Raw genomic sequence first — 13993 nt, 5'->3', positions numbered from 1 at the left:
ACTCTTCCGCCACTATCAATAAGTTTTTGCTTTCCGGTATAAAAAGGATGACAGGCTGAACATATGTCAAGCTTTAATTCTTTTTTGGTTGACTTTGTTGTCCAGGTATTGCCGCATGAGCATGTTACAACACAATCAAAATATTCCGGATGACCTTCTTGTTTCATTAAAAATTTACCTCTCTATTAAAATATTTTTCATGAAAATTAAAAAATCAGGCTGCAGGTCGTTGCTGCAACAAAATTATTAAGCAAAATATACTATCATAAAAACCAGACAAATCAAAGGGTTCTTGAATTGAATGGAGATTCTTCACTCTTGAAAGTGTTTTTTATAATATTGAGGAAATCCCTGTTTGTCTTTGTTTTTCTTATATAGTCTATCAGCTGCTCAATTGCTATTTCAGGTTCCTTGTCATACAGAATCCTTCTTAGCCTCCAGACCAGGTTGGCTTCATCCTCGCTCATAAGCAATTCTTCTTTTCTGGTTCCTGAACGGGTAATGTCAATTGCCGGAAAAATCCTCTTGTCTGCAAGCTTTCTATCCAGGTTGATTTCCATATTTCCGGTTCCCTTGAATTCCTCAAATATGACTTCGTCCATCCTGCTTCCGGTATCTATAAGAGCAGTCGCAAGTATTGTAAGACTTCCGCCGTTTTCAATATTCCTTGCCGCACCGAAAAATCTTTTGGGCGGGAATAAAGCAGTGGAATCCACACCGCCTGAAAGCACCCTGCCGCTCGCAGGAGTTGAAAGGTTATAAGCCCTGGCAAGCCTTGTTATGCTGTCCAGAAGAATAAGTACGTCTTTTCCCTGCTCAACAAGTCTTTTGGCCCTTTCCATCACAAGCTCTGATACCTGTATATGATTTTCTGAAGGCATGTCAAATGTTGAACTGATTACATAGCCTTTGACCGATCTTTCCATATCTGTTACTTCTTCGGGCCTTTCATCCACAAGAAGAACCATTATTATTACTTCGGGATTATTTGTAGCTATACTGTTTGCAAGTTCTTTCAGAATAGTTGTCTTACCGGCTTTAGGGGGAGAAACTATCAGTCCTCTCTGGCCTTTTCCAATAGGAGCAACAAGATCTATGACTCTGGGAGTAATACCCCCATGAATGGTTTCAAGCCTTAATCTCTGCATTGGATATAAAGGAGTCAAAGCCTCAAAAGGAACCCTTCTTCTCATTGCATCAGGTTCAGAACCATCTACTTTTTCTATTCTTAAAAGAGCATTATATTTTTCATTTTCTTTCGGAGGCCTTACAACACCAAATACTTCATTTCCCTGTCTTAAATGAAATTTCCTGATCTGAGACTGTGAAACATATATATCATTTGCGCCGGGAAGGTAACCGGAAGTCCTTAAAAACCCGTATCCGTCTGTAAGTATATCCAGAATTCCTTTCATTTTTTCTTCATATACTTCTTTTTCAACAAACGGTTTTTTTGCTTTTCCCGGTTCAGTTTTCTCCTCAGCTACAACCGCCTTTTCGGCTTCTTCCCCTTCCGTATCTTCAAATTTTTCTGCAACCTCTTTTTTAACCTCAGTAATTTTTTCTTTTACCGGTTCTTTCTGCTGTTTTTCTTCAGATAATATTAAATCTTCCTGACTTTCTGAAATTTTCGGATCGCTTTCTTTTTTCACAGGCTCCTGTATGGTTATGGTTTTTTCAGGTGATGCCCCGACAGATACATTAACAGCCGGTGGACTGGTAATTTCGATGATCTTATTGATTAAATCAGACTTTTTATATTTTGTTACGGAAGTAACACCAAAATTCTTTGCTATTACCTGTAAATCAGCAAGAGTCTTGGATTCAAGAATCTGCCGGTTATCCGTATTATTTTCACTTTCCACGAAAAATTACCCCTTTCAGTCAGATAAATCTATTTTACTTTTATGGATTTATATAAAAAAAATTAAAATTCTTGTTTCAAAGATTAAGATTAAGAATTAAATAAAATGGAATGCTTCAAAAATGAAGAAATCACCCTACAATATTAATTTTCACTAAAAAATAGCACTTTAAGTGATATTAAATACTAAATTTAAAAAAAATCAAGTTATTTTATTTTTTATCATATTTTTTATATCACGATAAAAAAATATCATTGTCGGAACGGAAATTAAGGCAAAAAGAAGCATGGTAGGCTCTGGCCATAAAATCAAAGTCCCGGACGCTACATGCACCGCAATGAAATTTAGCGCCGGTCCAGCCTGCCTATTCCTGCATAGTTTGCAGAAATAATTCCCCAATCGCTTCTCTCGTCTTGGCGGGGAAATCAATGGTTTTATTCTTTATACATGGAATAAAGCATCTTTATTGAAGATTCTGTTTTAAAATAAGTCCCTCTAATAAAGTCAAAATCACTCATAGGCACAAAACCTTCATCAAGGTTTACAAGAAAATCCGCTTCAACAACTATGCGGAAATCCAGATCATCAATTTTTTCATAACTATGATGACTGCCTACTATAAAAGATACCCTGTCTGTTATCTCTTTGCTGAATCCCAGAGATTCAAGCATATTTCTGACTATGGGCGGTCCTTCTTTTTCCTGATATTTTGCATCAGAGGAATTATATTTTTCACGAGATATTTTAATGCCTATATCGTGAAGTATGGAAGCAAGTTCAAGTGTCATCTGCTTTTCTTCAGGAAGTTTTTCCAGCCTGCCTATAGTGCTGGCAAATCCATAGACTTTTAAAGTATGGTTTATCATTTTTCTGTCTTTTTCAAAATAAGAGATCATTAAGCCTATAACTTTTTCAATCATTCAAACTCTTCCTTTTTCAATTTTTTACTGTTTTTATTTGTTTTTCTGCACAGACAGAATCTGTCCGTCTTTTTTGCTTTTTCTGCATCTTCAGCTATCTGGTCATTTTCCGCTTGAGTTCTAATGTCATTTTTATCATATTTTTTATATCACAATAAAAAAATATTATTGTCGGAACGGAAATTAAGACAAAAAGAAGCACGGTAAGCTCCGACCACAAAATCAAAGTCCCGGATGCTACATGCACTGCAATGAAATTTAGCGCCGGAACAAAAGAGATATCTTCCGGCATATCATCTTTATATTCTCATCTTTATATTCTTCATTCTGTTGGGTATTATCGGATATTTTGGGAAACCCGGAATATATTTTATAAAAAACGGAGCAGATTCAAACCTGCTCCGTTTGGAAAATCCATATTGTTTTTTACATTTATATAAAAAAACAAACAGGACTCTATATCTCTACCTTTGGAAGTTTTTTCAGGGATTCCTTTACAAACTCTTTCGGATATTCATAATCAGCCAGTTTACCTTCCATATATTTTTCATATGCAGTCATATCAAAATGGCCATGGCCACTCAGATTAAAGGCAATTACTTTTTTCTCTCCTGTCTTTCTGCACTTTAATGCTTCGTCTATTGCACACTTTATGGCATGGCTGGATTCAGGGGCAGGTATTATCCCTTCCGCTTTTGCAAACATCATTGCAGCCTCAAAACATGGATTCTGGGGATATGCCACAGCCTCAATAAGTCCTTCATGATAAAGCATACTTACCTGGGGAGCCATTCCATGATATCTCAGACCGCCTGCATGAATAGATGGCGGCATAAAATCATGTCCCAGAGTATACATCTGGACTATGGGTGCCATCTTGCTTGTATCTCCGTAATCAAAAGTAAATTCCCCTTTTGTAAGAGTCGGGCAGGATGTAGGCTCTACTGCAATCATTCTAATATCTTTGCCTTTCAGTTTGTCAGGTATAAACGGGAATACAAAACCGCCAAAATTGCTTCCTCCTCCGACGCATGCTATAAGGACATCGGGGGTTATCCCCATTTTTTTAAACTGATCTTTGGTTTCAAGACCAACTATTGTCTGATGCAGAATTACATGATTTAACACGCTTCCCAGGCTATACTTCGCTTCTCCTCCGCTTTTTACTGCTTCCTCAACAGCTTCACTTATTGCAAGGCCAAGGCTTCCCGGACAATCAGGATCCAGGGCAAGCATTGCCCTTCCTGCATCAGTCAGTTTTGAGGGTGATGCATAGACTTTTCCGCCATATGCATGCATCATAATTTTTCTATAAGGTTTCTGCTCATAGCTTACTTTTACCATATAAACAGTTACAGGTATCCCTATAAGTGCCCCGGCAAAACTAAGGGCGCAGCCCCACTGGCCTGCACCTGTCTCTGTTGTAAGCCTGCCGGTACCGTCTTTTTTATTATAATAAGCCTGAGCAACAGCAGTATTGGGTTTGTGACTTCCGGCCGGACTTGCCGATTCGTTCTTAAAAAATATTTTTGCAGGTGTATCAATCATGCGCTCGAGTCTTTCAGCCCGAACAAGAGGAGTGGGTCTCCACATTCTGTAAATATCAATCAGTTCAGCAGGAATATCAATGTAGTTCTGCATGCTTACTTCCTGTTCTATTATGCTTCTTGGAAATATTACTTCCAGCTCTTCAGGAGTGAGAGGCTTGCCGGTCTGAGGATTACAGGGCGGAGCCAGAGGTTTTGGCAGATCAGGATTGATATTATACCATTTTGAAGGTATTTCACTTTCAGGCAATATATATTTTTTTGTTTTGTCTTCCATTTTTGTCCTTTCATAAAATTTTTTAAAAATACTCTGAAAGAGGCCGGGCCTTAATTACAGATTTTTTTGCCTGATTTATCTTTGTCCAAAAAAAAGAAAAACACCCGGAAATAAAAAACCTCTTTCATTCTACAATGATTTCAATTGTCCGAGTCCGGCCATTTATAGAAAACAGCCTGAAACAATTGAAAATGTAGAGACGAGAGGTTATACTTCCCGCGGTGCCACTCTACTTCACTGCTTAATAATTCTGCAATCTGTTACTTACAAAAAAATTTCAATGAAAACTATTAAAACAGTGCTCTTTTCAGGTACCTGCATACCCTATCCCTTGATAACGGAGGAAACCGTCCTGGTCTACTTTCCTGTTCAATCACCCCAAGTAGATTTCCGGAGTTCTACCAGGCATCTCCCAGGCCCATTCAGACACCGGCCCTGCAGTCACATTCCCACCACCAGTGACTCTCTCTTTGCCGCCCAATGCTTACTATTCCTGTTCAACGACTTTATTGTTTTTATTTTAAAGAGCAACTTTCTTCCTGACTCTTTTAGAAATCAGGTGAAAGTATGCTATCACACTGTTTCTTTTTTGTAAATAGTATCCATGGAGACGTATAATTTGCTGTCTTTTCTTTGATTGACATAAATATAAAAAGCAGATAATTAAAGCATATAAGCTGTATCATTCTTAAATATCAAAAATCAATTTTTTAAATTCAATATATCTCTGACAGCTCCTGTACCAACACCTGTGAATAATCTCATTTCTATTTCATTTTTTTAAGATCTTCCGCTATTTTTTATATTTCTGCCGCCAGCCGTACTGCCCCCTCAACCGGCCTGTTTATAAGCGGTAAAAAATTAATTAAGGGAAAATCCTTTTTTAATTTTTTCAAAATAATATCAGTAAAATATTTTTTACATCTGAAGTTTTTTCCTACAAAAACCAGATCGAAATCCTTATTTTCAAGCTTAAGTTTGCTAACAACAGTTTTAACATTAAGTATCGCTTCATGAGCTTCTTTTTTTAAAATTTTAATTGCAACCTTGTCTCCCATCTCAGCAGTATTGCAGAGAACCAGAGATAATGAAGCAAAACGATCTTTTGAGAATTCTGTGTCATATGTCCACATATTAAGCTCATCAATGTCTTTTATTTTTAAATATTCAAAAACATTTTCCATAAGCAGAGTTTCCGGACCTCTGCCGTCATAAGCTCTCATAATCGCCCTCAGGGTATGGATCCCCATTGAAAAACCGCTTCCTTCATCTCCAAGTATATGGTCCCACCCATTTGCTTTTGCCTGCCCTCCTTCTGCATTGATTCCGTAACAGTTGGAACCTGTACCTGCGATGATTATGACTCTGTTCTTTTTCATTGAGCCTGCTGCCAGACCTATAACTGTATCATTTACAAGTATTGTATTTTCAATGTCAAGAATCAGCTTTAAGTCATCATTTAATACAAGCTCATTGAACATTTTCCGATCATAAGCGGTATTTAAACCAGCCAGTCCGATACAGGCACTTTTGAAAAAAGGGGTTTTATCTTTAAAAGATTTTCTTAATTTTGCGGCTAACTTAAGGATCCCTGCCGTATAGTTTTCTCTTGCCTTTTCAAAACCGGAACTTTTAAAATTCGAGGAACCAAATTCAGTCTCGGCAACTATCCTGCCATCCATATCTGCTGCCGCAGCCAGGGTTTTTGTTCCGCCGCCGTCAACTCCAAGTATGTATTCCATTCTTTCTTAATCAGAAATTTTTTATATAATGATTTATTATAACCGATTCAGTAGCAATAGCTGCCTTTGCTGCTGATGGAAGTAAATATATAATCAAATTCCGGATATTTTTTCTTCAGCGTTTCTTCAACATATATATTTGCTTCTTTCATTTTGTTTTCCGGAATTATTGCAAAGACGGTAGGACCGGAACCGCCTATTGCAGCCGGAAGACCTGCTGTCTCATTTAATTCTTCCACAAGCGATATTGAATCAGGATATACTGCCTTTCTGTAAGGCTGATGGATTCTGTCATTTATAAAATCTGAAGCATCTGTAAAATCACCTGATGCAAAACTATTTATCAGTAATGCAAAATTTGAAATATTTGCTATAACATCTTCCCTGGGGAAAGAATCAGGAACCAGTTTCCTGGCTTCATTGGTGTTTACTTTATAATCCGGAATGATTAATAATATTTTAAAATTATTACCTGTCCTGATTTTCTTAAAACCTATCTCATTATTCCTGTCCCTGTAACAGACTACAAGCCCTCCCGATATACATGGAGCAATATTGTCCGGGTGTGACTCTATTTCCAGGCCGGCATTTAAAAGCTCCTTCCGGGTCATGCCGAAACCAAAAACCCTGTCAGCAATCAGAAGCCCTGCCACTACGGCAGTCGAGCTGCTGCCAAGCCCTCTTTCCACCGGAACTCCGATATGGGTAATTATCCTGAAATTCTTTTTTAAATCTTCAAATTTTTTCCCGGTTTTTATTTCATATGTTTTCCGGATTGTCCTGCAAATCAGATTATTTCCGTCAGTTGCTATCCTGTGTCTGTCGTTTCCTTCTATAAAAACACAGTCTTTCCCATCCTGATTTTCGTAAACTTCATGATCATTATAAAGATCAAGAGCCATACCGGCACAGTCAAAACCAGGACCCAGATTCGCTACAGTCGCAAAAGTCCTTACTCTTATAATCATTTTATTTTCGTTCATAATCCAAGTATTTCTTTTATCTGATTATAATCTTTTTTAACCCTGATTATTTCATCCGAACTTGAGATTGCAGTATCAGGATCTTTAAGACCATGGCCTGTCAGTATGCAGACAATCTGTTTTTTTGAAATAAAATCCATATTCTTTTCTGCAGTCCTGACAAGACCTGCAACACAGGCAGCTGATGCAGGCTCACAGAAAATCCCTTCATTTAGCGCAAGGGCCTTGTAAGCATCAAGTATCCGGCTGTCAGTAACCATATCTATGAATCCTCCGGACTCTGATGCTGCGTTTTCTGCTTCCTTCCATCTTGCCGGATTACCTATGCGAATTGCTGTTGCAATCGTCTCCGGTTTTTCAATTATATGTTTTCTGACTATCGGAGCAGCCCCTTCAGCCTGAAACCCTATCATTGACGGCAGTTTTTTGGAAAAACCTTTCTGTCTGTATTCCCTGAAACCTTTCCAGTAGGAAGTAATATTTCCCGCATTTCCAACAGGGATAAATACATGGTCCGGCGCATCTCCAAGCCAGTCACATATCTCAAAAGCCGCAGTTTTCTGCCCCTCTATTCTGTAAGGATTAATGGAATTGACAAGAGCTATGTCAAAATTTGAAGTCATATATTTTACAACATCAAGAGCATCATCAAAATTTCCTTCTATTGCAAGAACTTCTGCTCCATGCATCATTGCCTGGGCAAGCTTGCCGAGAGCTATTTTTCCTTCCGGAATAATCACGATGCATCTCATTTTCCCTCGCCTTGCATAAGCTGCAGCAGAAGCAGAGGTATTGCCGGTGGAAGCACACATGACAGCCTTTGCACCGGCTTCCTTCGCTTTACTTATAGCCATTGTCATCCCGCGGTCTTTGAAAGAACCGGTTGGATTAAGCCCTTCAAACTTGAAATATATGTCAGCATTATATTTTTCCGAAAAAAATACAGACCTGATCAAAGGAGTGAACCCTTCATTTAAGCTGACTATCGGGGTACTTTCATCAACAGGAAGAAAACTGCGATATCTTTCAATTATTCCTTCAAAGCTAACTGTCATTTTATATTCCCTTTTCCATACAAATTTCTTTTATCCGTTATTAATCTATAAATTATTTTTAATAAACCTTTTTCCCGTAAAGCTTCTTCCGGCCGGTTTTAAAAACAATTAAATCTCAGTCAAGATCTTCTACTCTTATAATATTCAGAACTTTACTTACCACGTCAAGTTTTGAAATTTCCCTGACTGACTTATTCATATTCTTGTTAAGAACTCTGTGAGTTATAAACACAATCCGGGCGGAGCCGCTTTCGGTCGTCTGCTTCTGTATCATTGACTCGATTGATACATTATTTTTCCCAAAGACAGAAGCAATCTTTGCAAGAACACCCGGCTGATCCTTTACTTCCACAAGTGCATAGAATTTATTATCTATTTCTTCAATAGGTTTTATTTCCTTGTGAATAAAACACGTGCATCCGAATACCGGTTTTTTCCTGTGCCGGTCAAGATTTTTTGCCACCTGGATCACATCCCCTACAACGGAACTTGCGGTAGGCCTGTCTCCTGCGCCAAGCCCGTAGCTCATCACTTCTCCTACAAAATTGCCATAAAGGCAAACAGCATTGTTCGCATAATTTATGGAAGACAGTATATGATCTTTTGGAACAAGAGCCGGATGAACTCTTACGCATACAGAATTTTCTTCATTGCTGCCGATTGCCAGCAGTTTTATTGTGTACCCGAGATCGTCTGCAAATCTGATATCATCAAGAGTTACCATCTTTATTCCTTCTTTGTAAACATCTTTGAATGTAACTCTTGAATTAAATGCTATCGAAGAAAGAATTGCCAGCTTACATGCCGCATCGCTACCTTCAATATCGGCTGATGGATTGACCTTTTCCGCAAAACCAAGTTCCTGTGCAATTTTCAGGGCATCCTCAAAACTTAATTCATCTTTCCGCATTCTCGTGAGAATATAATTTGTGGTACCATTAACAATTCCGACAATCTTGTTGATATTATTGGCAGCAAGCGATGTTTTCATAGGACCGATTATGGGAATCCCTCCGCCGACACTGGCTTCAAATAAAATATCCACATTATTTTCCTCTGCAGCTTTAAAAAGGCTCTCGCCTCTGTTCGCAATAAGGTCTTTGTTTGCCGTAACAACATACTTTCCCTTATTCAGGGATCTTATAACATAATCGCAGGCAGGTTCTATCCCTCCCACAAGCTCAACCACTATATCTATTTCCCTGTCATTTATTATTTCATCAGCATTATCAGTAAAAGTAATCTTGTCCCTGTAGGTTTTAATAAGGGGCGCCGCTTTCCCGGCAATATCTTTTTCAGCGACTTTTAAAATTCTGAGAACTTTGCCGGTCTTCTGTGTGATATAGTTTTTCTGGCTTTCAATAAGCCTGAAAACTCCTGTTCCTACATATCCCAAGCCTATTAATCCGATATTTATTGTATTTTCATCTGAATTTTTCATTTCAAACCAACTTCTTATGATTTTTAATTAAATCTTCATAGTCTTCACGCTCGATCCAGACCATATCCTTTCCATCTCTGACTGCAATCACAGCAGGACGGGGCTGGCCGTTATAATTGCTTGACATCGAATAGCAGTAAGCTCCCGCTGTTGCCATCGCAATATAATCACTTGTTTCAAGATCAGGCAGAACAATTTCTTCAACAAGAATATCGCCGCTTTCACAGTGTTTTCCCACAATAGTATATTTTTTCCAGTTTTTCCTATCTTTAGATTCCTCAGTTATGCTCATTTTGTCTGCAATAAAAACACTGTATTTTGCACCATAAAGAACAGGTCTGATATTGTCGCTCATTCCTCCGTCCACAGAAATATAATTATGAATTTTGGGAATATTCTTTATTACCCCTATTTTGTATATAACAATTCCTGCATTGCCAACTATTGACCTGCCCGGCTCAAGCATCAGTTTTTTTATTCTGACATTATATTTTTCAGAATATTTTTCTACAGAACCTTTTACAAGCGCTGCAAGTTCTGAAATCGAGGAAGCTCTGTCCTCCTGAAGATATTTTACACCAAGGCCTCCGCCTATATTTATTTCTTCAAGGACAAGGCCTGTTTCTTTAACTACCTGGGAAATGAATTTCAGCTGCACTGATATTAGTTTTTCATATGGTTCTATATTAAATATCTGGGAACCGATATGTGAATGGATCCCGGCAAGCTTCAGATTTTTCTTTGTAATTATTTTTCTGACGGCTTCCATCGCGGAACCGCCATTTACATTAAATCCGAATTTGGACTTTTCCCTGCCTGTCTGAATGTATTCGTGAGTGGATGCATGTATTCCGGGAGTTATTCTTATCATTATTTTCTGGACAATTCCCCGGCTGCCTGCAATCCTGTCAAGGGCATCTATTTCTTCAAAACTGTCAACAATAAAACATCCTACTTTTTCATTAACTCCGAATTCTATCTCCTGTTCTGATTTGTTGTTTCCGTGGAAATAAATTTTTGAAGGGTCAAAACCGCTCTTTAATGCAATAAAGAGCTCACCGCCGGTGGAAACATCAATACTCAGCCCTTCCGAATTCACAAGCTGACACATTGCTATGCAGTTAAAAGCCTTGGATGCATAAATAACTTCTGTTTCAAAAATATCATTGGCAAAATTTTTAATATATTCCCTGCACTGATTCTGTACTGTTTTTACATCAACTATATAAAGGGGCGTACCATACTTGTCCACAAGTTTTTTAAAATCAATACCATCAATTTCGAGATGATCTATATTATTTGTTTTTACAGTAAACGGTAATAGCATTTAAATTCCTTTCAAAAAAACTTACATTCTGTCAGGTGCCGACACCCCAAGGATATCAAGACCTTTCTTTAAGACAATCTTTGCAGCCATGGCAAGCAATAATCTTTTTATGTTTATCCTGTCTCCGGTTATTATCTTATTATGTTTATAAAAATAATGAAATTCACCGGCAAGCCTGTACAAATACCGGTTAACAAAATACGGCGCATTGTTTCTGCAGGCATCCTTTACGGTATCCGGAAACAGCAGTATTGTCCAGGCAAGATTACGCTCGCTTGAGTTTTTAAAATCATTTTTTTCAATCAGTGAAAGAAACTTTTTAAAAATCCGTGAGTCATAATCATCCATTCCGGAAATAAAATCCGGATCAAGGTTTGCAGGCCTGCTTTCATTTGTTTTCCGCAGTATGCTTCCGATCCTTGCAAAAGCATACTGTACATAAAATACAGGATTCTGGTTTGATTTTTTCTTTGCCAGACTTATATCAAAATCAAGATGGGTGTCAAAAGAATTCATTGAAAAGAAATACCTCACAGCATCCCTTCCAACTTCAGCCACAAGATCATCAAGGGTAAAACCTCTGCCTTTTCTTCTTGACATCTTCTGAACTTCCCTGCCTTCAGTTATTCTTACCAGCTGGCCGATAATTATTGAGACTTTATCCTTATCCATGCCGATTGAACTTGCAATTGCCTTAAGCCTGGAAATATATCCATGATGATCAGCTCCAAGAATATAAAGAAGATATTCAAATTTCCTTTCTTTTTTATCTATAAGATACATGATGTCAGAAGCAAAATAAGTAGGGTTCCCGTCTTTCCTTATTATCACTCTGTCTTTATCATCTCCGAAATCAGTTGATTTAAACCAGAGGGCTTCCTCCTTTTCATATATAAGGCCTCTTTCCCTGAGAAAATCAAGTGTTGCATCAAATGAACCCTCTCCGTAAAGGGAGCTTTCGAAAAACCAGACATCAAACTCAACACCTACAGACTTCAGTGTATCTGATATCATGGAGACCATTATTCGGATGGCATTTCCGGAAAAAGCAGTCTCATCAAATTCCATGGTTTTTCTGTCTTTTATAAAACTGTCGGAAAATTCATCAAATAAGGTTTCGGCTACCTTTGAAACCGTTTCTCTGGGATATCCGTCTTCAGGATAAGGGTATTTTATCCCGAACATTTCAAGATAGACGGATCTGACGCATTCTGCAAATATTTTTGCCTGTGTGCCATAATCATTTACATAATATTCCCTGCAGACATCAAATCCGTTTAAAGAATAGATATTTGAAAGAATATCTCCCATAACTCCCCATCTTCCATGACCGATATGAAGATTTCCGGTAGGATTGGAGCTTACATACTCGATCTGTATTTTTGTTCCCAGCGCTGTGTTATTGCTGCCATAGCTTTCGTGCTTTTCAAAAACTTCCAATATTTTTTCAATAAGAAAAGAGTCCTTCAGCCTGATATTCAAAAATCCCGATCCTGCTATATTTATTTCTTTTATGTCTTCATATTTGCTTAAGATATTATCTCTGATAAGGACTGCCAGATCTGCCGGCTTTTTCCTGACTTTTGAAGCCAGCACCATTGCCGCATTAGTTGTAAGATCCCCGAATTCACGATTCTTCGGTTCCTCAAGCCTTATAGAAGCAATAATATTTTCAAAATCAGCTTTCTCCTGATCTGTAATTTCAGGAAAAAGAATGAGAACATCATTAAGAAACCTTTCTCTCAAGCAGCTTAGAAGCAATGTATCCTCTTTCAAAATAAAAATAATTTAAATAATAAAAAACAAATAATAAAATAATAATATTTCTGGAGCCGATGACCGGAATTGAACCGGTAACCTACTCATTACGAATGAGTTGCTCTGCCAGTTGAGCTACATCGGCGGATATGACTGAAATATTCAACTTTCCACAGGGATTCTACTCAGGATAACTGTCTTCAAAAGAATCTGTCAGCATATCTGTTTCCTCTGTTTCATTCCGGAAAACTTCCATTTTTCTTTCCGGATCTATCTCTATCTGTTCCAACGGCATGCTGGCCCTGGTTTCATTTTCGAATTCTACTATTACATTCGACTTTAAAGGCTCATATCCATAAATAAATCCTTTTCCATGGCTACATTTTACAGGTGTCCCTCTTTCAGGCGCATTGTCAACAAAATCCCTGTAGCTTTCATATTCATATTTAAGGCAGCACATAAGTCTTCCGCATATTCCTGAAATTTTAAGGGGGTTAAGCGGCAGATTTTGATCTTTTGCCATTTTAATTGAAATTGATTCAAAATCAGTTAAAAAACTTTTGCAGCAAAGATTCATCCCGCAGGGACCAAGCCCTCCTACAATTTTTGCCTCATCTCTTACACCTATCTGCCGAAGCTCTATTCTTATTTTAAAATAAGATGCAAGCTCTTTTACCATTTCACGGAAATCCACTCTTTTTTCCGAAGTAAAATAAAATATCATTTTACTTTTATCGAATATAATATGGACATCCACAAGCTTCATGGGAAGATTGTATTTTTTTGAAAGATCTTCAAACTTCTTATAGCCTTCTGCTTCCTTGGCTTTATTAAGCTCATCAACAGACATGTCGTAATATGTTGCTTTTCTTATGATTTTCTTTGTAGTGCTTGGCACTATATCTTCACTTATCCTGCTTGAGACACTTACAATTTCACCTATTTCAATTACTTCTTCAAGCCTGCATATTGCTTTGTCGCCCACTGCAAGCAAAATGTCCGAAGAATCAAGATAATAGACATTTCCATTTTTTCTGAATATGGTTCCTACTATAGCAGCCATAAAACCACCTCTCTG

General features: G+C 37.8%; 11 protein-coding genes, 1 tRNA gene and 1 other annotated feature. All 12 genes read right to left on the bottom strand.

The window, feature by feature from the left end:
* Positions 1-167: 50S ribosomal protein L31 (rpmE, locus tag GXZ93_06045; protein HHT79334.1), on the bottom strand; the 167-nt coding region annotated here is incomplete at its 3' end.
* A 114-nt stretch (positions 168-281) separates the two neighbouring features.
* Complete coding sequence (locus tag GXZ93_06040) at positions 282-1865, bottom strand: transcription termination factor Rho (GenBank protein ID HHT79333.1); 1584 nt, start codon at positions 1863-1865, stop codon at positions 282-284.
* Between the two features lie 434 nt (positions 1866-2299).
* Positions 2300-2785 (bottom strand): HD domain-containing protein, encoded by a 486-nt coding sequence (locus tag GXZ93_06035; protein ID HHT79332.1) that lies wholly within the window; start codon positions 2783-2785, stop codon positions 2300-2302.
* 456 nt (positions 2786-3241) lie between these two features.
* The gene (locus GXZ93_06030; GenBank protein HHT79331.1) at positions 3242-4609 is read right to left on the bottom strand and encodes a TrpB-like pyridoxal phosphate-dependent enzyme; all 1368 of its coding nucleotides are present in this window, start codon (positions 4607-4609) and stop codon (positions 3242-3244) included.
* A gap of 192 nt (positions 4610-4801) precedes the next feature.
* Positions 4802-5119, bottom strand: a binding site (T-box leader).
* Between the two features lie 290 nt (positions 5120-5409).
* The gene (locus tag GXZ93_06025; GenBank protein ID HHT79330.1) at positions 5410-6351 is read right to left on the bottom strand and encodes a hypothetical protein; all 942 of its coding nucleotides are present in this window, start codon (positions 6349-6351) and stop codon (positions 5410-5412) included.
* Between the two features lie 47 nt (positions 6352-6398).
* The gene (gene thrB, locus GXZ93_06020; GenBank protein HHT79329.1) at positions 6399-7334 is read right to left on the bottom strand and encodes a homoserine kinase; all 936 of its coding nucleotides are present in this window, start codon (positions 7332-7334) and stop codon (positions 6399-6401) included.
* Positions 7331-8389, bottom strand: a complete 1059-nt coding sequence (locus tag GXZ93_06015; GenBank protein HHT79328.1) for a threonine synthase — start codon at positions 8387-8389, stop codon at positions 7331-7333. The genes thrB and GXZ93_06015 overlap by 4 nt, the downstream gene beginning before the upstream one ends.
* 115 nt (positions 8390-8504) lie before the next feature.
* The gene (locus tag GXZ93_06010) at positions 8505-9830 is read right to left on the bottom strand and encodes a homoserine dehydrogenase (GenBank protein ID HHT79327.1); all 1326 of its coding nucleotides are present in this window, start codon (positions 9828-9830) and stop codon (positions 8505-8507) included.
* Between the two features lies 1 nt (position 9831).
* Positions 9832-11157, bottom strand: a complete 1326-nt coding sequence (lysA, locus tag GXZ93_06005) for a diaminopimelate decarboxylase (protein ID HHT79326.1) — start codon at positions 11155-11157, stop codon at positions 9832-9834.
* Positions 11158-11178: 21 nt separating this feature from the next.
* Positions 11179-12918: an arginine--tRNA ligase gene (locus GXZ93_06000; GenBank protein ID HHT79325.1), complete on the bottom strand. Its 1740-nt coding sequence runs from the start codon at positions 12916-12918 to the stop codon at positions 11179-11181.
* A 66-nt stretch (positions 12919-12984) separates the two neighbouring features.
* Positions 12985-13060, bottom strand: a tRNA-Thr gene (locus GXZ93_05995).
* Positions 13061-13096: 36 nt separating this feature from the next.
* The gene (locus tag GXZ93_05990) at positions 13097-13978 is read right to left on the bottom strand and encodes a stage 0 sporulation protein (protein ID HHT79324.1); all 882 of its coding nucleotides are present in this window, start codon (positions 13976-13978) and stop codon (positions 13097-13099) included.
* Positions 13979-13993 lie beyond the last annotated feature (15 nt).

The organism is Actinomycetota bacterium, assembly GCA_012837825.1.
In the GTDB taxonomy this organism is placed as follows: Bacteria; Actinomycetota; Humimicrobiia; order Humimicrobiales; family Humimicrobiaceae; genus Humimicrobium.
This window is presented reverse-complemented; position numbering and strand designations above follow the sequence as displayed.